The sequence below is a fragment of the Streptomyces sp. BL1 genome (genome assembly GCF_057628045.1).
The window spans coordinates 2514068-2539708 of the sequence record NZ_JBXYWZ010000002.1 but is presented as its reverse complement, the minus strand read 5'-3'; the positions used below and the strand labels follow the sequence as shown (position 1 = coordinate 2539708).

Here is a 25641-nt window from a genome sequence, read left to right as displayed (position 1 = left end):
GTCGGCTCCGGCGAGCAGACACAATGGAGCCATGACCGACAGCCCAGCAGCCTCTCTCGCTGATCCGCACCTGCGCCCCCTGCCCGGGGAGCGCGTGCCCGAAGGGCCGCGCGACATCGTGATCCTCGGGTCGACCGGTTCGATCGGCACCCAGGCCGTCGACGTGGTGCTGAACAACCCCGACCGCTTCCGGGTGACCGGACTGTCCGCCGCGGGCGGGCGGGTGGAGCTGCTGGCCGGGCAGGCTCACAGACTGCAGGTGCGCACCGTCGCCGTCGCCCGCGAGGACATGGCGATCAAACTGCGCGAGGCACTGCGCGCCGAGTACGGCGTGGGGGAGCCGATCCCGCACGTCCTGGCCGGCCCCGACGCCGCGGCCGAACTGGCGGCGGGCGACTGTCACACCGTGCTCAACGGCATCACGGGGTCCATCGGCCTCGCCCCCACCCTCGCGGCGCTGGAAGCGGGCCACTCCCTCGCGCTCGCCAACAAGGAGTCCCTCATCGTCGGCGGGCCCCTCGTGAAGGCCCTCGCGAAACCCGGTCAGATCGTGCCCGTGGACTCCGAACACTCCGCGCTCTTCCAGGCGTTGCTCGGCGGCACCCGCGGCGAGGTCCGCAAGCTGCTGGTCACCGCCTCCGGCGGACCGTTCCGCGGCCGCAGCAGGGCGGAGCTCGCGCAGGTCACGCCGAAGGACGCGCTGGCCCACCCCACCTGGGAGATGGGCCCGGTCATCACCGTCAACTCGGCGACGCTGGTCAACAAGGGCCTCGAAGTGATCGAGGCACACCTGCTGTACGACATCCCGTTCGACCGCATCGAGGTCGTCGTCCACCCGCAGTCCGCGGTGCACTCCATGGTGGAGTTCACCGACGGCTCGACCCTCGCCCAGTGCGGGCCGCCCGACATGCGGCTGCCCATCGCGCTCGGCATGGGCTGGCCGGAGCGGGTGCCGGACGCGGGCCCGGTCTTCGACTGGCGCAAGGCGATGTCCTGGGACTTCTACCCGCTGGACACCGAGGCCTTCCCCTCCGTGCAGCTCGCCTGCAAGGTCGGCGAGCTCGGCGGCACCGCGCCGGCCGTGTTCAACGCCGCCAACGAGGAGTGCGTGGACGCGTTTCTGGCCGGGCGCCTGCCCTTCACGGGGATCGTGGATACGGTTGCCGCGGTGGTCGAGGAGCACGGCACTCCGCCGGGAACCGGGCTGACGCTCGACGATGTCCTCGCCGCCGAGACCTGGGCGCGCGCACGCGCCCGTGAACTGGCGACCGCAGCGGCGGAGGCACACGCATGACGGCCATCATGACCATCCTCGGCATAGTCGTCTTCGTCGTGGGCCTGCTCTTCTCCATCGCCTGGCACGAGCTCGGCCATCTCTCCACCGCGAAGATGTTCGGCATCCGCGTGCCGCAGTACATGGTCGGCTTCGGCCCGACGATCTTCTCCAAACGCAAGGGCGACACCGAGTACGGCGTGAAGGCCGTACCGCTCGGCGGCTACATCCGCATGATCGGGATGTTCCCGCCCGGCGACGACGGCGCCCTGCGGGCCCGCTCGACCTCTCCCTTCCGCGGAATGATCGAGGACGCCCGCGCCGCGGCCTTCGAAGAGCTGCAGCCGGGCGACGAGAAGCGGCTGTTCTACACGCGCGCGCCCTGGAAGCGGACCATCGTCATGTTCGCCGGGCCGTTCATGAACCTGATCCTGGCGGTCGTGGTCTTCCTCACCGTCATGATGACGTTCGGCGTCAACACGCAGACGACGACGGTCTCCTCGGTCTCCGAGTGCGTCATCCCGGCGTCCGCGCAGAGCGACAAGTGCACCGGCGGGGCGAAGGACTCACCGGCCAAAGCGGCAGGACTGAAGCCCGGCGACAAGATTGTCGCGTTCAACGGGCAGCGCGTCGGCGAGTGGGACGACCTGCAGCAGCAGATCCGCGACACCACGGGTCCCGCCACCCTCACCATCGACCGGAACGGCGCCCAGCAGACGCTGCGGGCCGACCTCATCGAGAACAAGGTCGCCAAGTCCGACGGACACGGCGGCTACGAGGAGGGCCAGTACGTCACCGCCGGGTTCCTCGGGTTCACCCCCGCGAGCGGCGTCGTACAGCAGTCCCTCCCGCAGGCCACCGAGCGCATGGGCGACATGATGACGTCCGGCGTCGAGGCCCTGGTCGCCCTGCCGTCCAAGGTGCCCGACCTGTGGAACGCCGCCTTCGACGGAGCCGAGCGCAAGCAGGACTCCCCGATGGGCGTCGTCGGCGCGGCCCGCGTGGGCGGCGAGGTGTTCTCCCTCGACATCCCGCCGACGCAGCGGGTGGCGACCATGCTGCTGCTCGTCGCCGGGTTCAACCTGTCGCTGTTCCTGTTCAACATGCTGCCCCTGCTGCCGCTCGACGGCGGGCACATCGCGGGCGCCGTGTGGGAGTCCTTCCGGCGGGCCTTCGCCAAGGTGTTCCGGCGGCCCGACCCGGGCCCCTTCGACGTGGCGAAGCTGATGCCGGTCGCGTACGTCGTCGCCGGGGTCTTCATCTGCTTCACGCTGCTGGTCCTCGTGGCGGATGTCGTCAACCCCGTGAAACTGGCCGGATAGCGGCCCGCGGGGACGGCGTAGAACCGCCCGCCCGGACGGCCGGTCCCTTTGTGACCGGCCGTCCAACTTTTCCGTACTTCTTCCGTAAATCCACGGCGCAATGTGCTCCGGGGCCCACCGGTGTCGTAACCTCTGGACCCGGAGCCCGTCGATCTCGGGACCTTGTTCCACACCATGGGGTTGCACGCCTGATGACAGCGATTTCGCTCGGAATGCCGGACGTACCGACCAAGCTCACGGAGCGCCGCAAGAGCCGTCAGATCATGGTCGGCCCGGTGGCCGTCGGAGGCGACGCGCCCGTTTCGGTGCAGTCGATGACCACGACGCGCACCGCCGACATCGGCGCCACGCTCCAGCAGATCGCCGAACTCACCGCGTCCGGCTGCCAGATCGTCCGGGTCGCCTGCCCCACACAGGACGACGCCGACGCGCTGCCCGTGATCGCGCGGAAGTCGCAGATCCCGGTGATCGCGGACATCCATTTCCAGCCGAAGTACGTCTTCCAGGCGATCGACGCCGGCTGCGCCGCCGTGCGCGTCAACCCCGGGAACATCAAGAGCTTCGACGACAAGGTCAAGGAGATCGCGGCCGCCGCCTCCGCCGCCAAGACGCCGATCCGGATCGGCGTCAACGCCGGTTCGCTCGACAAGCGTCTGCTGGAGAAGTACGGCAAGGCCACGCCCGAGGCCCTGGCCGAGTCCGCGCTGTGGGAGGCGTCGCTCTTCGAGGAGCACGGCTTCCGCGACATCAAGATCTCGGTCAAGCACAACGACCCGGTCGTGATGATCAACGCCTACCGGCAGCTCGCCGCGCAGTGCGACTACCCGCTGCACCTCGGCGTCACCGAGGCCGGCCCCGCCTTCCAGGGCACCATCAAGTCCTCCGTCGCCTTCGGCGCCCTGCTCAGCGAGGGCATCGGCGACACCATCCGGGTCTCGCTCTCCGCGCCGCCCGCCGAGGAGTGCAAGGTCGGCATCTCCATCCTGGAGTCGCTCGGCCTGCGCCAGCGCCGCCTCGAGATCGTCTCCTGCCCGTCCTGCGGCCGCGCCCAGGTCGACGTCTACAAGCTCGCCGACGAGGTGACCGCCGGCCTGGACGGCATGGAGGTCCCGCTCCGCGTCGCCGTCATGGGCTGCGTCGTCAACGGCCCGGGCGAGGCCCGCGAGGCCGACCTCGGTGTCGCCTCCGGCAACGGCAAGGGCCAGATCTTCGTCAAGGGCGAGGTCATCAAGACCGTGCCCGAGTCCAAGATCGTCGAGACGCTGATCGACGAGGCGCAGAAGATCGCCGAGCAGATGGAGAAGGACGGCGTGGAGTCCGGCGAGCCCGAGATCTCCGTCGCCGGCTGACCTGCTCCGTACTGCCCGCACTGCCCGCGCCCGGCCCGGATCACCCGGAACGCTGCAGCCCGGACGATACGGGCGATCCGGACGGCATGGGACCGCGGGCCGGGTGGAAACCGGGGCGGGGAGATACAGTGCGAACAGCTGCTCCCCGGCCCACCGGGCCCGTCACGGTGAGGCAAGACACCACGTGCTGACCACCACCTCCACCCGTGTCGTCGACCCCGCAGAGCTCGACGACGTCCTCGCGGTACTGCACCGCGAGCCCGTCAACAATGCCTTCGTGACCGCCCGTGTCCAGGTCTCCGGACTCGACCCGTGGCGGCTCGGCGGCGAGATGTGGGGCTGGTACCACCGGGGTCGCCTGGAGGCGCTGTGCTACGCGGGCGCCAACCTCGTACCGATGTGCGCCGGCCCCGAGGCCGTGCGCGCCTTCGCCGAACGCGCCCGCCGGCAGGGCCGCCGCTGCTCCTCCGTCGTCGGCCCCGAGGGACCGACCGCCGCGCTCTGGTCGTACCTGGAGCCGCACTGGGGCCCTCCGCGCGAAGTGCGCGTCCCGCAGCCGCTGATGGTGGCCGACCGGCCGTCGGCGGAGGTACGCCCCGACCCGCTGGTCCGCAGGGTGCGCAAGGACGAGATGGACATCGTGATGCCGGCGTGCGTCGACATGTTCACCGAGGAGGTCGGCGTCTCGCCCATGGCGGGGGACGGCGGGCTCATCTACCAGGCGCGCGTCGCCGAACTCGTCGGATCCGGGCGGTCGTTCGCGCGCATCGAGGACGGCCGGGTCGTCTTCAAGGCCGAGATCGGAGCCGCCACCCGGCGGGCCTGCCAGATCCAGGGCGTCTGGGTCGCGCCCGACCGGCGCGGCGAGGGCCTGTCCGAGACCGGCATGGCCGCGGTGCTGCGCTACGCGCTCGAGGACGTGTCGCCCGTCGTCAGCCTGTACGTCAACGACTTCAACACGGCTGCCCGCGCCGCCTATCGGCGTGTGGGCTTCCGGGAGGTCGGCGCGTTCATGAGCGTTCTGTTCTGACGGTCATCCAGTAACCTCCCCCGCATGCTGCATTCGCGCGGGGAGCAGGACCCCGGTGAGTCCATCGTCGTCGGCCCGCTCGATCTGGCCGCGCGCGTGGACGACGCGCTCGCCGTCCAGGCCCTCGCCTTCGGACTCACCGACGACGAGATCGGGGTCCGGCGGCACATCGTGCTGCGCCATCTCACCTCGCCGGGCGCCCGAGCGCTGGGCGCCACCACCGGCCGCGGCAGGCTCGTGGGTTTCGTGTACGGGATGCCCAACGACCGTACGCAGTGGTGGTCCAGCGTCGTGCATCCCTATCTGCGGCAGGGCGGTTTCGAGGACTGGCTGGACGACGCGTTCGTCATCACCGAGCTGCACGTGCACCCCCGGTACCAGCGGCTCGGCATCGGCCGGGAGCTGATCACCGCCATCACCGACGGCGCGGCCGAACCGCGGTCCCTGCTGTCCGCCATCGACACCGACAGCCCCGCCCGCGCCCTCTACCACCGCCTCGGCTACCGCGATCTGGCGCGCAGGGTGGTCTTCCCGAGCGCGCCCAGCCCGTACGCCGTCATGGGCGCACCGCTGCCGCTGCTGCGCGGCTGACGGCGGGCGGGCGCGGCCGAACGGCTCCGCGGGCAAAGCCATTTCCGTGCCGAACCCGCCGCCGGATAGGCTCGCCCCCACATCCAACGCACTTCGTACGGTCCGAGCAGGAGAACCTCATGGCAGCCCGAGTCCAGCGCATGTCCCGGTCGATGCTGAAGACGCTGCGCGACGACCCGGCCGACGCCGAGACGCTCAGCCACAAACTGCTCGTCCGCGCCGGGTACGTCCGCCGCACCGCGGCCGGCATCTGGACCTGGCTGCCGCTGGGCAAGACCGTCCTGGAGAACGTCACGCGCGTCGTGCGCGAGGAGATGGACGCCATCGGCGCCCAGGAGGTGCTGCTGCCCGCGCTGCTGCCGAAGGAGCCCTACGAGGCGACCGGCCGCTGGGAGGAGTACGGCGACCAGCTGTTCCGGCTCAAGGACCGGAAGGGCGGTGACTATCTGCTCGGCCCGACGCACGAGGAGATCTTCACCCAGATCGTCAAGGACCAGTGCGCGTCCTACAAGGACATGCCGGTGAGGATCTATCAGATCCAGACCAAGTACCGGGACGAGGCGCGTCCCCGGTCCGGCATCCTGCGCGGCCGCGAGTTCACCATGAAGGACTCCTACTCCTTCGACGTCTCGGACGAGGCCCTGATGGAGTCGTACGCGCTGCACCGCGGCGCCTATCAGCGGATCTTCGAGCGCCTCGGCCTCGACTACCGCATCGTGTCCGCCACATCGGGCGCCATGGGCGGCTCGGCCTCCGAGGAGTTCCTGGCCCCGGCCGCCGCCGGCGAGGACACGTACGTGCAGTGCCCCTCCTGCGGCTACGCGGCGAACACCGAGGCCGTGTCCGTGTCCGTGGAGCCCGGCTCGCTGGAGGGCCACCCCGCGGTGGAGGAGCTGGACACCCCGGACACCCCCACCATCGAGACCCTCGCCGCGCACCTGGGCGTGCCCGCCTCCGCCACCCTGAAGAACCTGCTGGTGAAGGTCGACGGGGAGATCGTCGCCGTCGGCGTGCCCGGTGACCGCGAGGTCGACATGGGCAAGCTGGAGGAGCAGCTCGCGCCCGCGACGGTCGAACTGGTCACCGCCGAGGACTTCACCGGCCGCTCCGACCTCGTCCGCGGCTACGTCGGCCCGCAGGACGGCATGGCGGGCAAGGCCTTCCGGTACATCGCCGACCCCCGCGTCGCCGCCGGCACCGAGTGGGTCACCGGCGCCAACAAGGAGGGCAAGCACGCCCGCCACGTCGTCGCCGGCCGTGACTTCGAGATCGACGACCACATCGACGTCGTCGTCGTCGAAGAGGGCGACCCCTGCCCCAAGTGCGGCGCGGGCATCGAGCTGGACCGGGCGATCGAGATCGGCCACATCTTCCAGCTCGGCCGCAAGTACGCGGACGCCTTCGAGCTCGACGTGCTCGGCCAGAACGGCAAGCCCGTCCGGGTCACCATGGGCTCGTACGGCATCGGCGTCTCCCGCGCTGTGGCGGCGCTCGCCGAACAGAGCGCCGACGAGCAGGGCCTGTGCTGGCCCAAGGAGATCGCCCCGGCGGATGTGCACGTCGTCGCCGCGGGCAAGGCCGCACAGACCGAAGCCGCGCTGGAGGTCGCCGAGAAGCTCGGCGAGGCCGGCGTACGGGTGCTCGTCGACGACCGGTCGAGCGTCTCGCCGGGCGTGAAGTTCACCGACGCGGAGCTGATCGGCATCCCGAAGATCCTGGTGGCGGGCCGCGGCGTCAAGGACGGTTTGCTGGAGCTGAAGGACCGCCGCACCGGCGAGCGCGAAGAGCTCCCCGTCGCCGACGCGATCGCCCGCCTCGTCGGCTGACACCGAGCACAGGCTGACCGAACACAGGCCGGTATCGAGTACAGGCCGGCACCGAACACCCGTCGGCACCGAGCACAGTTCGGCACAGCCGCGCACAGGCCGGCACGCATACAGAAGGGCCCGGACGGCACTGCCGTCCGGGCCCTTCCCGTGTGTCACAGCCAGCCGGCGAACTCCAGCAGCAGTTCACCGTCGGTCCGTGCGCCGCCCGCGATATGGCGTACCCCCGACTCGACCGCTCGGTACAGCGCCCAGCCGCGCAGCCGCTCCGGCTCCACGTCGAGGGAGTCGGCGAGCTTGTTCAGCCGGCGCCGTGTCGCCGCCGCGGCGCCCGGCGAGGCCACCAGGTCGTGCAGTCTGTCCCGGACCAGCCGCGCCAGGTCGAACGCCCGCTCACCCACGAGGGGTTCGGGCCCGACCGTCAGCCACGGCGCCCGTTCCGCGTCCGCGGCCAGCACCGCGCCCTGCCGGAAGTCGCCGTGCAGCAGCACCCGTTCGGGTTCGTCCGCCGTCAGCGCGGTCCGCAGCTCCAGCGCCTCGTCCACCAGCGGCCGCACCTCATCCGGCGCCGCGGTGCGCAGGAACCCGGCCTCCTCCGCCGTGTGTTCGGCGACGGACTCCAGCCCGTCCGCGCCGTCCGGCGCGATCCACAGCCGCCGAATCGCCGACACCGCCTCCAGCTGTGCCTTCGCCTCCGGCAGCGAGCGCAGGGACATCTCCCCGTGCAGCCGTTCCAGCAGCAGCGCGCCGTCCGCGGGCTCCGCGCGCAGCAGCCGTACCGCGCCCCAGCCGTCCCACAGCCGCAGCGCGGCCGCCTCCCGCTCCGCGCGCACCTCCGCCGTCGTCAAGCCGGGCGCGAGCAGCTTCAGCGCGGCAGGCGCGCCGTCGGCCTGCCGGACCAGCGCGATGACACTGCTGCGTCCGCCCGGCGACACGATCCGCTCGGGCGTCAGCTCCCAGCGGTCCAGCGCCCGCTGCAGCAGTTCCGGCAGCGCGCCGAGCCAGTCGTCACCCGCCTGTGCGACGGATGCGCCGGCCTGCGTCCCCAGGGCACCCAGGGAACGTACGAGCCGCTGCGGGGGGTCGGACAGTGCGGAGGTCATACGGTCAACGGGGCCTTTCCCAGCGAGAGTTCATCATGACGGCCGCTGTACGGGCGGCCCCGGCGGACCGTCAGTACGAGCCGGGCTGCGCCGACGGACCGCCGCCCGGCCCCGGTGAACCCGACGGCGCGGGGCCGGGGGACTCGGAGCCGCCGCGTTCGGTCAGCCCAGGGAAGGCTACGCCGCTGCCCTTCCAGCGGACCGACCGGACCGCCGCCTCCCGCAGCGCCCCCGCCGCGTCGCGCCTGCGCGGGCCCCGGCTGGCCCGTACGAGATCGGCGTACACGCCGGCCACCCGGTCCTCAAGCTCCGCCGCCAGCCGCACCGCCGCCGCGCTGTCGGGCACCGCGAACGGCAGCGCGTACGCCGCCGCTGCCGGCTCCGGTTCGCCGCCCAGCTCGCGTACCCGGCGGCGCAGCGTGTCACGACGCGCGCGATGTGCGTCGTACCCCTCGCGTGCCTGTTCGCCGTGGCTGTCGTCCACCCGTGCGCCGACCACGCCGTAGCCGTACACGGCGGCGTGCTCCGCCGCCAGCGCCGCACGGGCCGCGTCGATCTCCTTCATGCCGCGTCACCCTCGCCCTCCGCGCTGTCCGGCCGGCCCAGCAGATACGCGTGCGCCGCACCCGCCGCGGCCACCGAGGCCAGCAGCCGGGCCAGTTCCGGCGGCGCGTCCGCGAGGGCCGCGGTGTGCGCGTCCGCCGTGCGCCGCTCCGCCTCCGCCAGCGCGGCCAGCGCCTCCTTCTCCTCGCCGGGTACGCCGGGCGGCCGCCCGCCCTTGCCGCGGCCCTTCTCCGTACGTCCCCCGAACGCCTCCGCGTGCAGCGCGACCGAGGCCCGCAGCGGCGCCAGCCGCTCTGCCAGACCGGCGTGCTTCCCGGTGGTCGCGTCGTAGCGGGCGAGCAGCGCGCGGCTGCGTCCGGCCGCCGTCCCGCGCAGCTGTACGGCACCCGCCGAGCGCTCCGGAGCCTTCCGGCTGTCGTCGCTCCCGCCGGAACAGCCGGCGGTGAACCCCAGCGCGCCCAGGACCCCGAGCGTGCCCGCGAGCAGCGACCGCCTGCGCGGACGCGTGCCGGCCGGGGTCGGCGGAGGCGGCAGGGGGACCGGCGGCGAGGGGGGCATGCTGCACTTCCTGAACTCGGGCTGCTCCGCCCGGCCGTGGTGAACATCTGCGCGGGCCGGAGCGGGGCGGACTCCGGTGATCACCGCCACGCGAGAGTACCCGCGCGCGGGTCCGCCGCAGGAGCGGCCACCCCCGGCGGCGGACACCCATACCCGGACGCCCCACACATCCCTTACAGATCTCCCGGTCTGGTCGGCGTGGCTCGCGTCAGACGATAGGCTTGCTGTGGCACGCCCCCCGTGCAGCGCCCCCCGGCGCCACTGACGTTTCCCTACAACAGCACACGCGGCCGAGGAGTCACCCGGATGAGCACCACCCAGAGCGAGAGGCTGCGCGGACTGCTGGAACCGCTTGTCAGCAAGAGGGGGCTCGACCTCGAAGAGGTCGACGTGACCCCCGCCGGGAAGCGGCGAGTGCTCCGCGTCACCGTCGATTCCGACGACGGAGTCCAGCTCGACACCTGCGCCGAGGTCAGCCGCGAACTGTCCGATCTGCTCGACCAGTCGGACGTGATGGGCGGCTCGCCGTACGTACTGGAAGTGACCTCCCCCGGTGCCGAGCGCCCGCTCACAGAGCTGCGGCACTACCGCCGCGCCACCGGTCGGCTGATCAGAATCCAGCTCACCGAGGGGGAGGGCGGCGGCGAACTGACCGCCCGCATCGTCTCGGTCGACGACGAGGGTCTGGACCTGGAGATTCCCGGGGTGAAGGGGCGGAAGCCCACGCAGCGCCGCCTCCCGTTCGACGGGATCGCGAAGGCGCGCGTGGAGATCGAGTTCAACCCCAAGGCCGCTGAGCAGGCGCAGCACGAGTCCGCGGCCGCCGACGACGACGAGAGCACGAAGGAGGCGTAGCCGTGGACATCGACATGACCGCCCTGCGCGGGCTGGTACGGGAGAAGGAGATCTCCCTCGATCTGTTGGTCGAGGCGATCGAATCGGCCCTCCTGATCGCCTACCACCGGACCGACGGCAGCCGTAAGGACGCCCGGGTCGAGCTGGACCGCAAGACGGGCCATGTGACCGTGTGGGCCAAGGAGGGCCGGGACGACCTCGAAGAGGGCGCCGAGCCGCGCGAGTTCGACGACACCCCGACGGGTTTCGGCCGGATCGCGGCCACCACCGCGAAGCAGGTCATCCTTCAGCGTCTGCGGGACGCCGAGGAAGAGGTCACCTTCGGCGAGTACCAGGGCCGCGAGGGCGACATCGTCGCGGGCATGGTGCAGCAGGGCAAGGACCCCAAGAGCGTGCTGGTCGACATCGGCCGCCTCGAGGCGATCCTCCCGCCGCAGGAGCAGGTGCCGGGCGAGGACTACGCCCACGGCGCACGCCTGCGTACCTACGTGGTGCGGGTGGCCAAGGGGGTCCGCGGCCCGTCCGTGACGCTGTCGCGCACCCACCCGAATCTGGTCAAGAAGCTCTTCGAGCTCGAGGTGCCGGAGATCGCCGACGGTTCCGTCGAGATCTGCGCCATCGCCCGCGAGGCCGGCCACCGTACGAAGATCGCGGTGCGGTCCACACGCTCGGGTCTGAACGCCAAGGGCGCCTGCATCGGCCCGATGGGCGGCCGTGTGCGCAATGTCATGGCCGAGCTGCACGGCGAGAAGATCGACATCGTCGACTGGTCCGAGGACCCGGCCGAGCTGGTGGCCAACGCGCTCTCCCCGGCCCGGGTCAGCGAGGTCGAGATCATCGATCTGGCGGCCCGTTCGGCCCGCGTGACCGTGCCCGATTACCAGCTGTCACTGGCCATCGGCAAGGAAGGGCAGAACGCCCGGCTCGCCGCGCGGCTCACTGGCTGGCGTATCGACATCCGTCCGGACACGGCGGACGCCGCCGCGCCGGACGCCGGTGCGCCCCCCGGACACGCTGCCGAGCAGGGCTGAAAATTCCGGTAGCGCCCTTACCCGCCAAGGGGTTCGGGCGCACGGGGAGGTAGACTTAAGCAGTGTCTGACCGGACGCGCGACCGCGTGTGCCCTGAGAGAACGTGCGTGGGCTGCCGGGAGCGCTCGGACAAACGCGATCTGCTGCGGGTGGTGTTGGTCGAGGGGCGAATCGTCCCCGATCTTCGCGGTACGCTGCCCGGCCGGGGTGCGTATCTGCACCCTGTACCGGTCTGTCTCGAACAGGCCGTCCGCCGCCGGGCGTTCAACCGGGCCTTCAGGGGCCCGGGACCGTTCGACACCGCGGACTTGTGCGAACAGGTGCAGCTGATCAGGCAGGCGAAACCGTAAGAGCGCCCGCACGGATCCCCGTGCGGGAGAGGTACCTCGCGAGTTGGAAGTAGGTCGAGATTGCGATGAGCACTCGATGAGTACGCGATGAGTACGCCCATGCATAAGTAGCGAAGGTCCGGCGGACGATCCCCCGGGCCGTAAGGAGCGAAGTGGCTAAGGTCCGGGTATACGAGCTCGCCAAGGAGCTTGGAGTCGAAAGCAAGGCCGTCATGGCCAAGCTCCAGGAACTTGGGGAATTCGTCCGTTCGGCGTCCTCGACCATCGAGGCGCCGGTCGTTCGTAAGTTGACCGACGCGCTTGAGGCGGGCGGTGGCGCCAACGGCGCCAAGAAGTCCGCCGCCAAGCCCGCGGCGCCGAAGAAGAGCGCCGCCAAGCCCGCCGCACCCGAGCAGGGTGACGACGAGGCTCCCAAGCCGGGGCAGCAGGCCCCGAAGCCCGGCCAGGCTCCCAAGCCCGGTCAGGCCCCCACTCCCAAGCCGGCCCCCGAGGCCCCGGCCCCTGAGGCACCGGCCTCCGAGACCCCGGCCGACAAGGGCGAGGCCGGTGGCGCCGACGGCGGCGCCGTGACCCCGGGTGCCCCGAAGCCGGGTCCCGCGGCTCCCAAGCCGAGCCCCGCGAAGCCGGAGTTCACCGCCCCCGCGGCGGCGGCCTCGGACGCCCCGAAGCCGGGTGCGCCGAAGCCGGGCCAGCAGGCCCCCAAGCCGGGTGCCCCGAAGCCGGGCCAGCCCGCCAAGGGCCAGGGCCAGCAGGGCGGCGGCCAGGGTCAGGGCGGTCAGGGCCAGGGCGGCCGTGGCCAGGCTCCGAAGCCGGGTCAGGCCCCCAAGCCGGGTGGCCGCGGACAGGGTCCGCGTCCCGGCAACAACCCCTTCACGTCCGGCGGTTCGACCGGCATGGCGCGCCCGCAGGCGCCCCGTCCCGGCGGCGCCCCGAAGCCCGGTCAGGGCCAGGGCGGTCCCAAGCCCGGCCAGGGTCAGGGTCAGCAGGGCGGCGGCCAGGGCCAGGGTGGCCAGGGCGGCGGTCCGCGTCCGCAGGCTCCGGGCGGTAACCGTCCGAGCCCGGGCAACATGCCGCGCCCGCAGGGTGGCGGCCAGGGCGGCGGCCAGGGTCAGGGCGGTCCCCGTCCCGGCGGCGGCAACCGTCCGAACCCGGGCATGATGCCGCAGCGTCCGGCCACCGGTCCGCGTCCGGGCCCGCCCGGCCGTGGCGGTCCCGGTGGCGGTGGCGGCGCCGGTCGTCCCGGTGGTGGCGGCGGCGGTCGTCCGGGCGGTGGCGGCGGTTTCGCCGGCCGTCCCGGTGGCGGCGGCGGTGCCCCGGGCCGTCCCGGTGGCGGCGGCGGTTTCGCCGGTCGTCCCGGTGGTGGCGGCGGTGGCCGTCCCGGTTTCGCCGGTCGTCCCGGCGGTCCCGGTGGCCGTGGTGGCACACAGGGTGCGTTCGGCCGTCCCGGCGGTCCGGCGCGTCGTGGCCGCAAGTCGAAGCGGCAGAGGCGCCAGGAGTACGAGCAGATGCAGGCGCCGTCGGTCGGCGGCGTGATGCTGCCGCGCGGCAAGGGCGAGACCGTGCGTCTCTCCCGCGGTGCCTCGCTGACCGACTTCGCGGAGAAGATCAACGCCAACCCGGCGTCGCTGGTCCAGGTGATGCTGAACCTGGGCGAGATGGTCACCGCGACCCAGTCGGTCTCCGACGAGACTCTGGCCCTCCTCGGCGACGAGATGAACTACACGGTTCAGATCGTCAGCCCCGAGGAGGAGGACAAGGAGCTCCTGGAGTCCTTCAAGATCGAGTTCGGCGAGGACGAGGGCGGCGAGCAGGCGCTCGTGGCGCGTCCTCCGGTGGTCACCGTCATGGGTCACGTCGACCACGGCAAGACCCGCCTGCTGGACGCGATCCGCAAGACCAACGTCATCGAGGGCGAAGCCGGCGGCATCACCCAGCACATCGGTGCGTACCAGGCCGCGACCGAGGTGAACGGTGAGGAGCGCAAGCTCACCTTCATCGACACCCCGGGTCACGAGGCCTTCACCGCCATGCGTGCCCGTGGTGCCAAGTCGACCGACATCGCGATCCTGGTCGTCGCGGCCAACGACGGCGTCATGCCGCAGACGGTCGAGGCGCTGAACCACGCCAAGGCGGCCGAGGTGCCGATCGTGGTCGCGGTCAACAAGATCGACGTCGAGGGTGCCGACCCGACCAAGGTGCGCGGTCAGCTGACCGAGTACGGCCTGGTGGCCGAGGAGTACGGCGGCGACACGATGTTCGTCGACATCTCCGCGAAGCAGGGCGAGAACATCGAGTCCGTGCTGGAGGCCGTGGTCCTCACCGCGGACGCCGCGCTCGACCTGCGGGCCAACCCGGAGCAGGACGCGCAGGGCATCGCGATCGAGGCACACCTCGACCGTGGCCGCGGTGCCGTCGCGACCGTGCTCGTGCAGCGCGGCACGCTCAAGGTCGGCGACACCATGGTCGTGGGCGACGCCTACGGCCGGGTGCGCGCGATGCTCGACGACAAGGGCGAGAACATCAAGGAAGCGGGTCCCTCGACCCCCGTCCTGGTGCTGGGTCTCACCAACGTCCCGGGCGCGGGCGACAACTTCCTGGTGGTCGACGAGGACCGTACGGCCCGTCAGATCGCCGAGAAGCGTGCGGCCCGTGAGCGCAACGCCGCGTTCGCCAAGCGGACCCGCCGGGTCTCGCTGGAGGACCTGGACAAGGTGCTCAAGGCCGGCGAGGTGCAGCAGCTCAACCTCATCATCAAGGGCGACGCGTCCGGTTCGGTGGAGGCTCTCGAGTCCTCGCTGCTCCAGCTCGACGTCGGCGAAGAGGTCGACCTGCGCATCCTGCACCGCGGTGTGGGTGCGGTCACCGAGACCGACATCGACCTGGCGACCGGTTCCGACGCCATCGTCATCGGCTTCAACGTCCGCGCCGAGGGGCGCGCGACGCAGCTGGCCGAGCGCGAGGGCGTGGACGTCCGCTACTACTCGGTGATCTACCAGGTCATCGAGGAGATCGAGGCAGCCCTGAAGGGCATGCTGAAGCCGGAGTACGAGGAGGTCGAGCTCGGTACCGCGGAGATCCGCGAGATCTTCCGCTCGTCCAAGCTCGGCAACATCGCGGGTGTGCTCATCCGCTCCGGCGAGGTCCGGCGGAACACCAAGGCGCGCGTCATCCGCGACGGCAAGGTCGTGGCGGAGAACCTCAACATCGAGGGCCTGCGCCGGTTCAAGGACGACGTCACCGAGATCCGTGACGGTTTCGAGGGTGGTATCAACCTCGGCAACTACAACGACATCAAGGTTGACGACGTCATCGCGACGTACGAGATGCGGGAGAAGCCGCGCGGCTGATTTCGCGGAAGGCCGGGGCCGGTCGTCGGAGAGGGAAAACTCCGTCGATCGGCCCCGGCCGTCTCTCGTACGATCACCGGGTGTATGTGGGAACTCTTTCCTTCGACCTGCTGCTGGGCGACGTACATTCGCTCAAGCAGAAGCGGTCCGTCATCCGCCCCATCGTCGCCGAGCTGCAGCGCAAGTACGCGGTGAGCGCGGCGGAGACCGGGGAGCAGGATCTCCACCGCCGGGCCACCATCGGTCTTGCGGCGGTCTCCGGAGAAGCGGGGCGCGTGACCGACTTACTGGACCGGTGCGAGCGGCTGGTCGCCGCCCGGCCGGAAGTGGAGCTGCTGGCCGTACGGCGGCGGTTCCACACAGATGAAGACGAATAAGCAAGGAGCGGACCAGTGGCCGACAACGCACGGGCCAAGAGGCTGGCGGACCTCATCCGTGAGGTGGTCGCGGAAAAGCTGCACCGGGGGATCAAGGACCCACGGCTGGGCTCGCACGTGACCGTCACGGACACCCGGGTCACCGGCGACCTGCGGGAGGCCACGGTCTTCTACACGGTCTACGGCGACGACGAGGAGCGGCAGGCCGCCGCCGCCGGTCTGGAGAGCGCCAAGGGCGTGCTCCGTACCGCGGTGGGTGCGGCGGCGGGGGTCAAGCACACCCCGAGCCTCACCTTCGTGGCGGACGCGCTGCCGGAGAACGCCAAGACGATCGACGACCTGCTCGCCCGGGCCAAGGCCTCGGACGAGGAGGTCCGCAAGGCATCCTCGGGCGCGGCGTACGCGGCGGGGGCCGACCCCTACCGCAAGCCCGCCGAGGACGAGGACGAGGAAGCGTCGTCGGGCGGGGAAGCCTCCTCGGACGAGCAGGCGGGCGACGCCGAGACGCGGGACGGGGACGCCTGACCCGTGGCGAAGAAGAAGGACAACGGGCCCGGCGGGCTGATCATCGTCGACAAGCCCGCCGGGTTCACCTCGCACGACGTCGTCGCCAAGCTGCGCGGTATCGCCCGCACCCGGCGCGTCGGACACGCGGGGACACTCGACCCCATGGCCACCGGTGTGCTCGTCATCGGGGTGGAGAAGGCGACCCGGCTGCTCGGCCATCTCGCGCTGACCGAGAAGGAGTACGTGGCGACCGTCCGGCTCGGCCAGTCCACCGTGACGGAGGACGCCGAGGGCGAGCTGACCGCCTCGGACGGCGCCCGGGACCTCGCCAGGGACGCGATCGACGCGGCCGTCGCCGAGCTGACGGGCGAGATCATGCAGGTGCCGTCGAAGGTCAGCGCGGTGAAGGTCGACGGCGTGCGTTCGTACAAGCGGGTGCGCGAGGGCGAGGACGTGGAGCTGGCCGCGCGGCCGGTCACCGTGTCGTCGTTCGTGGTGCACGACGTGCGTGAGGAGCGTGCCGACGACGGTACGCAGGTCACCGATCTGCTGGTGTCCGTGGTGTGTTCGTCGGGGACGTACGTACGGGCGCTGGCCCGCGACGTCGGCGAGAAGCTCGGTACGGGCGGCCATCTGACGGCGCTCAAGCGGACCCGGGTGGGCCCGTACAAGATCGACGGCGCGCGCACGCTGGAGCAGCTGCAGACGCAGGTCGACGAGGCCGGCGAGGTGTCGCTGCTGCCGCTCGGCGAGGCGGCCGCGGCCGCGTTCCCGCGCTGGGACGTGGACGCGACGATGGCCCGACTGCTGGGCAACGGCGTGCAGTTGAAGATGCCGGCCGCCGTCACGCGCGCGAACGGCGCCGGACGGACGGGGCCCGTGGCCGTCTTCGGCCCGGAGAACCAATTCCTGGCGCTGGTCGAGGAGCACCAGGGCAAGGCCAAGAGCCTCGCCGTCTTCGCCTGAACCCGTCGCTCCGCCCGCTCGGTTCGCGGGTGTCTCTCTATCCCTTTGCCGATAAAGATTCACCCGACCGAGCGGGCGCTCGGAGTGAGGGTGGGCGCGCATGGGGGCGCGTTCGCCGTGCGCCCTGTCCCTGCTGATCAACTCCGCTCTACCGTCGAAGAGCGGGGCGGACCGGTGGGGAGGTTCGGACAATGGTGGCGGTGCGTGGCGGGCCCACGCTGGTACGGATCTGCGATCTGGCGGGCCGGCTGCGCGGTACGGGGTTTCTCGCCGACACCGCGGGCACTGTGATCACCAGCCATGAGGCGGTGGACGGGCTGACCCGCGCCGTGGTGCACGCCCCGCCGGGCGAGGACGGGACCCCGGAGCGCAGCCGGCTGGCCGAGGCGTCCGACATCACCGCGCTGCCCGAATGGGACCTGGCGCTGGTACACGCCGAGGGGCTTGGCGCGGCGCCCCTCGTGCTCGGCGCGGAGCGGCCCCGGCCGGAAGGAGTTCCCGTACGGCTGTGGGCCGGCGGATGGCTGGAGGCGCGGCTGACCGGCGCGCGCCGCGTCACCTACACCTCGACCGAGCGCTACCACCCGCTGGAGGACGTGCTCGAACTGGAGCTGCCGGAGGCCACGGCCGTCCAACTCCGGCTCAGCAGGCAGGCGTCGGGCACCCCCGTCCTCGACGCCCGAACCGGCGCCGTGCTCGGCGCACTGGGCACAGCACTGCACGCCGGACCTCCCGTGCACACGGACGGGGACGGGGCAGGACTCGGGTCCGCGTACGCCGTGCCGCTGCGGTCCGCCGTGCTGTGGGATCCGGACGGGCCGCTCGGACGGGTGCTGGCGCGCAACGGGGCGGCAGTGCCCGGCTTCGGCGTCGACCTGAACCTGGCGGGCGCCCTCCAGCTGACCGCGACCTCGGTGGCGGACGCCGTGGAACGGGCGGGCCGGCCGGTGGCCCGGCCCGAAGTGGCGGACGTCTTCCGGGACTTCACGGAGAGCCGTGCCACCGTCGTCGCGCTCGTGGGAGAGCCCGGGACCGGACGGACCACTGAGCTGGCCGCCCTCGCGGCACGGCGCGCCCGCGGAGTGGCACCGGCTCCGACCGTATGGCTGCGCGGTGCCGCGCTGCGCGAGGGAGACGACAGCGTGCGGGACGCCGTCGCGCGTGCGCTGGAGGAGGCCGGACGGATCGTGGCGGCCTCCGGAAGCTGCGAGGGGCTCGCGGGCGGACTTCTTGTGGGAGACCCGCAGGACGTCAATCCGGACGTCGTCGCACGGCTGGCCCGTGACGCAGGACGGCCGCTGCTCGTACTGCTCGACGCACCCGAGGAGATGCCGGGCCGGCTGGCACACGAGTTGCGTCACTGGACGGTCGGTACGGGGAGCTGGCTGCGGGCGGCGGGAGCGCGCCTGGCGATCGCGTGCAGGCCGGAGCACTGGGAACTGGCGGGAGCGCTGTTCCCCGCGGACATGCTGTACAGCGCGCAGGACCGTACCGGAGCGGACGGCAGCAGGCGGGACGGTGCTGACGGGCTGCTGCCGCCCTGCGTGCGGCTGGGCGGACTGCTGCCCGGTCAGGCGGCGCGCGCACGCGCACAGTACGGACTGCCCGACGGCGCACTGTCCGGCCAGGACGCGGCGCACCCGCTGGCACTGCGGATGCTGGCAGAAGTGCGGGAGGCGATGGCCGGCGGGGACGACGGTTCGTCTGGGGAGGAGGGCCCCTCGTGCGGAGGGGCGCGCGTACCCCGTGGCGGGAGTGGTGGTCCGGTCAACGAGGGGGCCGGTGAAGGGTGTTCGGCGCTCTCGCGGGCCGCGCTGTTCTCCGCGTACCTCGATCTGGTGAGCCTGCGCATCGCCGTACGGCTGGCGGCGGAGGGCAGGCCCATGCCGCCGGGGAACGGCAGCGCTGTACGCCGGCTCGCCGCTTTTGTGGCGGGTCAGCTGCACGAGGCCGCGCGGCGGTGCCTCGGTCCGGGGGAGGGGCAGCTGGACGGGGAGGGGTTCGAGGAGGTCTTCCCGTGGGGCGGCGGCTGGGCCTCCGCCGTGCTGGCCGAGGGGGCCCTCGTGCCGGCGGGGGACGGATACCGGTTCGCCGACGAGGAGTTCGCCGACTGGCTGCAGGGCCGGCATCTGGATCTCGACGCGGCGCTGGACAGACTGGTGCACAGGAGGGGCGGAGACGATACGGCTGTGCCCGTTCCCCGGCACCGGATCGGCCCCGTGGTGCAGGCCCTGCTGCTGTGCGGCCGGCGGGAGGGGCCGGAGGAGCTGTCGGCACGCCTCGGCCCGCTGGCCGCCCTCTGCGGGACGGCGGGCGAGGCCGGCTGGTGGGCCGCGCATCTGCTGGGGGAGACACTGCTGCGCGTGCCCGACGCCCGCCCGTACGGTCGTGTGCTGCGTGCGCTGGCCGAGCGGGTGACGGCGGAGGCGGAACGTACGGCGGACGGCTCAGGAGGCCATCAGGCGGGCGGGGCGGGCGAGTTCGGGCCGTGGTTCTGGCGGCGGCTGCCCCTGCCGGTGGCGGAGCGGCTCGAACTGCTGCGGCTGCTGCTGCCCGCCGACGGCCCGCGGAAGGGAAGGGAGGGGAGCGGGGGAGAGCGGTTCCTCGACGCGGCGGGCGACATGCTGGCGGCCGATCCGGCCGCCGTACAGCCGCTGCTGTGCGAATGGTTCAGCGACCAGCGTCCGCTGTGGCGGCAGCCGGACGACGGGCCCGCCACGCCTGCTCCCGGAGCCGGAGCCGGAGGCGAGCGGCGCGGAGTGCCCACCGTGGCCGAGGCCGCGCAGGCGCTGCTGCACACCCACCGGCATGCCGCCGTCGACCAGCTGACCGAGGTCCTTCTCGACACCGCGCACCCGCGGGCCGACGAACTGCTCGCCGAACTCGCCCACGACGAACCGTCCGCCCTGTGCCGTGCTGTCGACCGATGGGCGCACTCGGGACGGGCGGAACGGCACACTGCCGCCGCGCTGTTCGGCGCGCGTGCGGCACAGCGCGCCGGCTCCGACGAGGACCGCCGGCTGCTGCGCGCCGCGGGCCTCGCCCTGCTGTGCCGCAGCGACGAGAACGAAGCACTGCGCGCCCCCGCCCTCGCACTGCTCGTCCGCGACCCGGTCAGCAGGGGGCACCATCTCGACGCCGCCGTACGGCAGTTCGCGGCCACCGGCGAACGGGAGCTCGCAGGGGCGCTCGGTGCCGCCCTGGCCACCCATCCGGAAGTGGTGCTGGTCGCGTTCCAGGCAAGACTGCAGCACGGCGTACGGGACAACGTGCCGGGCGCGTCCCAGGACGCGGTCGCCCGCGACGTCCTGCGCGCCCTCGCCGAGGTACGGACGCCGGCGATAGCGCGGAGGGCGGCGCTGCTCGTGCGGGAGTACGCCGAAGTGTGCCCGGACGGGGCCGAGGACGTCGCGGGCTTCATACAGCGCAGGCTCACCCACGGACCGACCGCCCGCGCCGTCATCGGCCCTCTCGTCACCGAGCTCCTGCGGGACCGGCACGCCCGGCTGCGCGCGTCTCTCGCCGGGGCGCTCGGCGGGGGAGCGGGCGCCCTGCGGGACGAACTGCTGGAGACCCTGCTGGAGACGGAGCGCGACCCCGCCGTACTGGACGCCGCCCTGTGCGGAGTCGTACGGAGAGAGCCGGAGGGAGCAGTACGGAGCACCGGTGACGGCGATCTGGTGCGCCGTATCGGGCTGCTGATGGCCCGTACGCCGGAGGGGGCGGCGGAGTTCGACCGGCGGCTGGTCGGACTGGCACGCGAGGTGCCCGGGTTCGCCGGAATGGTGCGGCAGTGGACCGAGGGATCGCCCGCCGACTGGACGGCCGTCGTGGGGCCGAGCGCCCGCCGCATGTGCGAGGCGCTGTCCGAACGGAGCTGAGCTGTCCGAACGGAGCCGAGCTGTCGGACGGAGCCGAGCTGTCGGACGGAGCCGAGCTGTCGGACGGAGCCGTGCTGTCCGGACGGGGCCGATAAGGAAGATCATCTGCGCGTGCGGGGTGAGGTGCCGCACATCCGGGGCCGGAAGGCCGCGGGGGCGGGTCCCGTGGCGAGCACGTGTGTACGGCATGGCACCCTTGGACCGGCGAATATCGGCATCGGCGAGGAGCAGACGTGCAGCGCTGGCGTGGCTTGGAGGACATCCCGGAGGGGTGGGGGCGCAGCGTCGTCACCATCGGCTCGTACGACGGGGTGCACCGCGGGCACCAGCTGATCATCGGCAGGACGGTGCAGCGCGCCCGGGAACTGGGCGTACCCGCAGTGGTCGTCACGTTCGACCCGCACCCGAGCGAGGTCGTACGACCAGGCAGCCATCCACCTCTGCTGGCACCGCACCCCCGGCGTGCCGAACTCATGGGCGAGCTGGGCGTGGACGCCGTCCTGGTGCTGCCCTTCACCCAGGACTTCTCCAAGCTGTCGCCCGCCGACTTCGTGGTCAAGGTGCTGGTCGACAAGCTGCACGCGCAGAGCGTCGTCGAGGGCCCCAACTTCCGCTTCGGGCACAAGGCCGCGGGCGACGTCGCGTTCCTCGCCGAACAGGGCGAGACCTACGACTACGACGTGATCGTGGTCGACCTGTACGAGCGGGGGCAGGCCGGCGACGGCGAGCCCTTCTCCTCGACGCTGGCCCGACGGCTGGTCGCCGCCGGCGACATGACGGGCGTCGGCGAGGTCCTCGGACGTCCGCACCGCGTCGAGGGCGTCGTGGTCCGCGGTGCGCAGCGCGGCCGCGAACTGGGCTTCCCCACGGCCAATGTGGAGACCCTGCCGCACACCGCGGTCCCCGCGGACGGTGTGTATGCCGGATGGCTGAACGTCGAGGGCGAGGCCATGCCCGCGGCCATCTCCGTCGGCACCAACCCGCAGTTCGACGGGACGGAGCGCACCGTCGAGGCGTACGCCATCGACCGTGTCGGCCTCGACCTGTACGGCATGCACGTCTCCGTCGACTTCCTCGCCTACATCAGAGGGCAGGAGAAGTTCGACACGCTCGACGCGCTGCTGGAGCGGATCGGCCAGGACGTCGCCGAGGCCGGCGCGCTGGTGTCGGCCGCCGGATAGTTCCCGGCCCCAGGGGTTCCGGGGCGTCAGGAAGAGCGCACACAGGACGAGTTGAGCCGGTCCGGGCGGGAAGCCCGGACCGGCTCACTGTTGTGCATGCACGGCTCGCTGTTGTGCATGCGGGATCGTGCACACGGGTGCACGGTGGTGCGGTCGACGTGTGTGCCGGTCGGTCCGCGTGTACGTGGTCCGTCTGTGCACGGTCCCGCAGCGTGCGGGACGTAAGGGTGCCGCCCCCTCAACAGGGGCGGCACGTCTCACTGTTGGGGCGGCCAGCCGCCCTGCTGCTGCGGCGGGTACGGCTGCTGGCCGGGCTGGCCGCCCGGCTGCTGCGGGGGCTGTTGCGGGGGAGGCTGCTGTCCGTACGGCTGCTGCGGAGGGGCCTGCTGCGGCTGCTGGGGCGGATAGGGCTGCTGCCCCGGCTGGCCCGGCTGCTGCTGGTAGCCCGGCATGGGCGGGGCCGTCTGCTGCGGCGGGTTGTTCCCGTTGCCCGACCAGAGACCCTGCTCCTGCTGGGCGCGGCTGAAGTCCTCCGCGATCAGGGCCGAGAGGTTGAAGTACGCCTCACGGGTCTTCGGCCGCATCATGTCCAGATCGAGCTCGGCACCCGCGGACAGGTGCTCGTCGAAGGGGATGGTCACCACGCCGCGGCAGCGCGTCTCGAAGTGGGACACGATGTCCTCGACCTTGATCATCTTGCCGGTCTCGCGGACCCCGGAGATGACGGTGATGGCGCGCTGCACCAGATCGCCGTAGCCGTGCGCGGAGAGCCAGTCGAGCGTGGTGCTCGCGCTGCTCGCGCCGTCCACCGACGGCGTGGAGATGATGATCAACTGGTCGGCGAGGTCGAGGACTCCGCGCATCGCCGAGTACAGCAGACCGGTGCCCGAGTCGGTGAGGATGATCGGGTACTGCTTGCCGAGGATGTCGATGACCTGGCGGTAGTTGTCGTCGTTGAAGGTCGTCGAGACGGCCGGGTCGACGTCGTTGGCCAGGATCTCCAGACCGGACGGGGCCTGCGAGGTGAACCGGCGGATGTCCATGTAGCTGTTCAGGTACGGGATCGCCGTCACCAGGTCGCGGATCGTCGCACCCGTCTCGCGCCGCACCCGGCGGCCGAGCGTGCCCGCGTCCGGGTTGGCGTCGATCGCGATGACCTTGTCCTGCCGCTCGGTGGCCAGCGTGGAACCGAGCGCGGTGGTGGTCGTCGTCTTGCCGACGCCGCCCTTGAGGCTGATGACCGCGATGCGGTAGCAGGACAGCACCGGCGTGCGGATCAGGTCGAGCTTCCGCTGGCGCTCCTGCTCCTCCTTCTTCGCACCGAACTTGAACTTGCCGCCCAGCGCCGGGTTCTGCGAACGCGGCTTCCGCTTCTGGTTGACCAGCCGGTCCGACGACAGCTCGACCGCCGCCGTGTAACCGAGCGGCGAACCGCCCTGGTTCTGCCGGCGCGGATCCTCACCGGGCTGCATCTGACCGGGCATGGCACCCGGCTGCTCCTGGCCCGGGTACGGCTGCTGCGGGGGCTGCTGCTGACCGGGCTGGCCCTGCTGCGGGGGGTAGCCGTAGCCGCCCTGAGGGGGCTGCTGCTGCGGGGGCTGCTGCTGGCCCGGCTGGCCCTGCTGCGGGTAGCCGTAACCGCCCGGTGCGCCCTGCTGCTGAGGGGGGAGCGGCTGTGCGGGCTGCTGCGGAGGCTGTCCCGGCTGCCCCTGGTGGGGCTGCGCACCGTGCGGGCCCGGCTGGCCCTGCGGGTTGGGCTGCTGTCCGGGCTGGCCCTGTTGGTTCGGCTGCTGAGGGGGCTGTTGCTGGTGGGGCTGCTGCGGGTAGCCGTAACCGCCCTGCTGCGGCTGCGCGTTGGGAGCCCCGGGGTAGGGCTGACCCGGCTGCGGCTGCTGAGGGGGCTGCTGCTGTCCGGGCTGGGGCTGAGCTCCGGGCTGGCCCTGCTGGGGGTAGCCGTAGCCGCTTTGAGGGGGCTGCTGCTGAGGGGGCTGGGCCTGCGGGGGCTGGGCCTGAGGGGGGTGCTGTTGCTGGCCCGGCTGTCCGGGCTGGCCGGGCTGTCCGGGCTGGCCGGGCTGTCCGGGCTGGCCCTGGTGGGGCTGCGCGCTGTGCGGGCCCGGCTGACCCTGCTGTGCGGGCTGCTGCGGGTAGCCGTAACCGCCCTGTGCGGGGTGGCCCTGCTGCCCGGGCTGGCCCTGCTGTGCCTGCGGCTGCGGTTGCTGCGGCGGCGGAGTGGGGGCCTGGGAGGGCGTGTTGGGCTGCTGCGGGTAGCCGTAGCCCCCTTGTGACGGGGCTGCCTGTGAGGGGGCGGCTCCCTGGGACGGGGCGCCGGGAGCGTCCGGCGTGCCCGCGTCCGTGGTCCACGCGGCTCCGGACGACGGGTTCGACGCCGGCTGGAAGTCCGGGGGAAGCGGCGGCAGTTCGGTCGACTCGTCCGCACCCTGGCTCTCCGCGGGAGCGGCCGGCCAGGGCGTCGCCTGCTGCGGCGGGGCGGCGGGAGCAGCCCCGGCCGCACTGTCGTCGTTCTTGTCCGCGGAGGTGTCACCCTGCGACGGGTCCGTCCCTCCGGAGAGGCCGGCGGAGAGCGAAGAACCCGAGCTGTCGGCCGACGAGGCCTCCTCCTGCTCGCGCTTGCGCTCGGCTGCCATTTCGGCGAGCTCACGGCGCAGGGACGCGGCGGAGAACTTGATGGTGGCGCCGTCCTCGAGGTCCCCGGCACCTTCGTCGTCGGTGCTGCCTGCGGGCTCCGTGGAGGAGCCGGAGGGGGAACCGGACTGCTCCGAGTCGCTGTCGGAGTCGTCGTCCGCCGCGACACCGGACGCCGGGGTGTCGCGCTCCTCGTCGCCGTACTGCTTCAGCGAAGGGAAGGAGGGCGGCTTGCCGGCCGTGGAACCGCCGTCCGTGCTGTCGGCCGAGTCCTCCGTACGAGCATGCTCAGAGCTGTCGTCGGCCGTGTCCTCGTCGCGCGGTGCGGACGTGCCGGGCTCGGGCAGCGAGAAGTCCCCGTGTGCGTCGGCACCACCGCTGTTCTGCGGCGGGGCGACAGCCCCGGGCGCCGGCAGAGGCGGGGGCACAGGGGCGGGCGGCGGCGGTGCCCCCGGACCCGAGAAGGGGGAACCGCCCCCGCTGCTCTGGCTGTTGGCGTCCCCCGTGCTGTTCGCATCCTGCGTGTACCAGGCAGGCGGCGTGTAGTCGATGGTGAACTGGCCCGTCGATTCGGTCTCGTGCTCGGGCTCAGTCTCCGCATCGAGCCGATCGGAGTCGGGCACCAACCCGCTCAGGCGGATGTCATCCCGATCGCTGCTCACAATGCCTCCTGCTGCTGTGGTCATGCACCCCGGTTGCTGCGCGATGGCCCAGCCTAATCATCACAACTCCATGCACGGCAGCTCGGCCCCGCCCGCACGCCCGGGGCGGAACGTTCCCTTCTGACTCAAGCAGCCGAAGGTCTCGATTCAGTCTCGGAAGCCACGAGCGGAACGGTCAACCTCGAACAGGGCCAACACTCCCTGCCGGCCCGGAGTTCCGTACAC

General features: G+C 72.1%; 19 protein-coding genes. 15 read left to right on the top strand and 4 right to left on the bottom strand.

The features are described 5' to 3' along the window. The first annotated feature begins 31 nt into the window (after positions 1 to 31). The 6 genes from dxr to AC3AGO_RS11085 all read left to right on the top strand — a co-directional run bounded on the left by dxr (position 32) and on the right by AC3AGO_RS11085 (position 7391). On the top strand, positions 32 to 1294 hold the full coding sequence (gene dxr / locus AC3AGO_RS11110; RefSeq protein ID WP_487819996.1) for a 1-deoxy-D-xylulose-5-phosphate reductoisomerase: 1263 nt from the start codon (positions 32 to 34) through the stop codon (positions 1292 to 1294). Next, positions 1291 to 2595: a M50 family metallopeptidase gene (locus tag AC3AGO_RS11105; RefSeq protein ID WP_487819995.1), complete on the top strand. Its 1305-nt coding sequence runs from the start codon at positions 1291 to 1293 to the stop codon at positions 2593 to 2595. Before dxr ends, AC3AGO_RS11105 begins: the two co-directional genes overlap by 4 nt. Before the next feature lie 191 nt (positions 2596 to 2786). Continuing rightward, entirely contained in the window at positions 2787 to 3944 is a 1158-nt protein-coding gene (gene ispG, locus AC3AGO_RS11100) for a flavodoxin-dependent (E)-4-hydroxy-3-methylbut-2-enyl-diphosphate synthase (protein WP_487819994.1), read from the top strand. A gap of 184 nt (positions 3945 to 4128) precedes the next feature. After that, positions 4129 to 4974 carry a GNAT family N-acetyltransferase gene (locus tag AC3AGO_RS11095; protein WP_487819993.1) on the top strand — a complete coding sequence of 282 codons (846 nt, stop codon included), beginning with the start codon at positions 4129 to 4131 and terminating at the stop codon, positions 4972 to 4974. Positions 4975 to 4998: 24 nt separating this feature from the next. Beyond that, on the top strand, positions 4999 to 5565 hold the full coding sequence (locus AC3AGO_RS11090; protein ID WP_487819992.1) for a GNAT family N-acetyltransferase: 567 nt from the start codon (positions 4999 to 5001) through the stop codon (positions 5563 to 5565). A gap of 119 nt (positions 5566 to 5684) precedes the next feature. Then, positions 5685 to 7391 carry a proline--tRNA ligase gene (locus tag AC3AGO_RS11085; RefSeq protein WP_487819991.1) on the top strand — a complete coding sequence of 569 codons (1707 nt, stop codon included), beginning with the start codon at positions 5685 to 5687 and terminating at the stop codon, positions 7389 to 7391. A 155-nt stretch (positions 7392 to 7546) separates the two neighbouring features. Here AC3AGO_RS11085 and AC3AGO_RS11080 read toward each other — a convergent pair whose 3' ends face one another. From AC3AGO_RS11080 to AC3AGO_RS11070, 3 genes are all read right to left on the bottom strand, one after another. Further along, entirely contained in the window at positions 7547 to 8494 is a 948-nt protein-coding gene (locus AC3AGO_RS11080; RefSeq protein ID WP_487819990.1) for an aminoglycoside phosphotransferase family protein, read from the bottom strand. Positions 8495 to 8564: 70 nt separating this feature from the next. Beyond that, the gene (locus AC3AGO_RS11075) at positions 8565 to 9059 is read right to left on the bottom strand and encodes a ferritin-like domain-containing protein (RefSeq protein ID WP_487819989.1); all 495 of its coding nucleotides are present in this window, start codon (positions 9057 to 9059) and stop codon (positions 8565 to 8567) included. After that, entirely contained in the window at positions 9056 to 9616 is a 561-nt protein-coding gene (locus AC3AGO_RS11070; RefSeq protein ID WP_487819988.1) for a hypothetical protein, read from the bottom strand. The genes AC3AGO_RS11075 and AC3AGO_RS11070 overlap by 4 nt, the downstream gene beginning before the upstream one ends. 306 nt (positions 9617 to 9922) lie before the next feature. Between AC3AGO_RS11070 and rimP the strand changes: the two genes are divergently transcribed. The 9 genes from rimP (at position 9923) to AC3AGO_RS11025 (ending at position 22111) form a co-directional block, all read left to right on the top strand. Next, positions 9923 to 10471 carry a ribosome maturation factor RimP gene (gene rimP / locus AC3AGO_RS11065; protein ID WP_487819987.1) on the top strand — a complete coding sequence of 183 codons (549 nt, stop codon included), beginning with the start codon at positions 9923 to 9925 and terminating at the stop codon, positions 10469 to 10471. Positions 10472 to 10473: 2 nt separating this feature from the next. After that, positions 10474 to 11502, top strand: a complete 1029-nt coding sequence (nusA, locus tag AC3AGO_RS11060; protein ID WP_487819986.1) for a transcription termination factor NusA — start codon at positions 10474 to 10476, stop codon at positions 11500 to 11502. Between the two features lie 62 nt (positions 11503 to 11564). Then, positions 11565 to 11852, top strand: a complete 288-nt coding sequence (locus AC3AGO_RS11055; RefSeq protein ID WP_487819985.1) for a YlxR family protein — start codon at positions 11565 to 11567, stop codon at positions 11850 to 11852. Positions 11853 to 12004: 152 nt separating this feature from the next. Then, positions 12005 to 15199 carry a translation initiation factor IF-2 gene (gene infB / locus AC3AGO_RS11050; protein WP_487819984.1) on the top strand — a complete coding sequence of 1065 codons (3195 nt, stop codon included), beginning with the start codon at positions 12005 to 12007 and terminating at the stop codon, positions 15197 to 15199. Between the two features lie 80 nt (positions 15200 to 15279). After that, positions 15280 to 15576: a DUF503 domain-containing protein gene (locus AC3AGO_RS11045; RefSeq protein ID WP_487819983.1), complete on the top strand. Its 297-nt coding sequence runs from the start codon at positions 15280 to 15282 to the stop codon at positions 15574 to 15576. A 15-nt stretch (positions 15577 to 15591) separates the two neighbouring features. Then, complete coding sequence (gene rbfA, locus AC3AGO_RS11040; RefSeq protein WP_487819982.1) at positions 15592 to 16101, top strand: 30S ribosome-binding factor RbfA; 510 nt, start codon at positions 15592 to 15594, stop codon at positions 16099 to 16101. A 3-nt stretch (positions 16102 to 16104) separates the two neighbouring features. Continuing rightward, a complete protein-coding gene (truB, locus tag AC3AGO_RS11035; protein ID WP_487819981.1) occupies positions 16105 to 17049 on the top strand; it encodes a tRNA pseudouridine(55) synthase TruB in 945 nt (314 codons plus the stop codon). Positions 17050 to 17240: 191 nt separating this feature from the next. After that, a complete protein-coding gene (locus tag AC3AGO_RS11030; protein WP_487819980.1) occupies positions 17241 to 20930 on the top strand; it encodes a trypsin-like peptidase domain-containing protein in 3690 nt (1229 codons plus the stop codon). 233 nt (positions 20931 to 21163) lie between these two features. Next, positions 21164 to 22111, top strand: a complete 948-nt coding sequence (locus AC3AGO_RS11025) for a bifunctional riboflavin kinase/FAD synthetase (protein WP_487819979.1) — start codon at positions 21164 to 21166, stop codon at positions 22109 to 22111. Positions 22112 to 22368: 257 nt separating this feature from the next. Here the strand turns inward: AC3AGO_RS11025 and AC3AGO_RS11020 are convergent, their stop codons facing one another. After that, positions 22369 to 25416 (bottom strand): SCO5717 family growth-regulating ATPase, encoded by a 3048-nt coding sequence (locus tag AC3AGO_RS11020; RefSeq protein WP_487819978.1) that lies wholly within the window; start codon positions 25414 to 25416, stop codon positions 22369 to 22371. Between the last annotated feature and the right edge of the window lie 225 nt (positions 25417 to 25641).

Bases quoted from the DNA above. Each gene is read 5' to 3' on its own strand.
- dxr (WP_487819996.1), top strand. From the start codon at position 32: ATGACCGACAGCCCAGCAGCCTCTCTCGCTGATCCGCACCTGCGCCCC.
- AC3AGO_RS11105 (WP_487819995.1), top strand. From the start codon at position 1,291: ATGACGGCCATCATGACCATCCTCGGCATAGTCGTCTTCGTCGTGGGC.
- ispG (WP_487819994.1), top strand. From the start codon at position 2,787: ATGACAGCGATTTCGCTCGGAATGCCGGACGTACCGACCAAGCTCACG.
- AC3AGO_RS11090 (WP_487819992.1), top strand. From the start codon at position 4,999: ATGCTGCATTCGCGCGGGGAGCAGGACCCCGGTGAGTCCATCGTCGTC.
- AC3AGO_RS11085 (WP_487819991.1), top strand. From the start codon at position 5,685: ATGGCAGCCCGAGTCCAGCGCATGTCCCGGTCGATGCTGAAGACGCTG.
- AC3AGO_RS11080 (WP_487819990.1), bottom strand. From the start codon at position 8,494: ATGACCTCCGCACTGTCCGACCCCCCGCAGCGGCTCGTACGTTCCCTG.
- AC3AGO_RS11075 (WP_487819989.1), bottom strand. From the start codon at position 9,059: ATGAAGGAGATCGACGCGGCCCGTGCGGCGCTGGCGGCGGAGCACGCC.
- AC3AGO_RS11070 (WP_487819988.1), bottom strand. From the start codon at position 9,616: ATGCCCCCCTCGCCGCCGGTCCCCCTGCCGCCTCCGCCGACCCCGGCC.
- rimP (WP_487819987.1), top strand. From the start codon at position 9,923: ATGAGCACCACCCAGAGCGAGAGGCTGCGCGGACTGCTGGAACCGCTT.
- AC3AGO_RS11030 (WP_487819980.1), top strand. From the start codon at position 17,241: ATGGTGGCGGTGCGTGGCGGGCCCACGCTGGTACGGATCTGCGATCTG.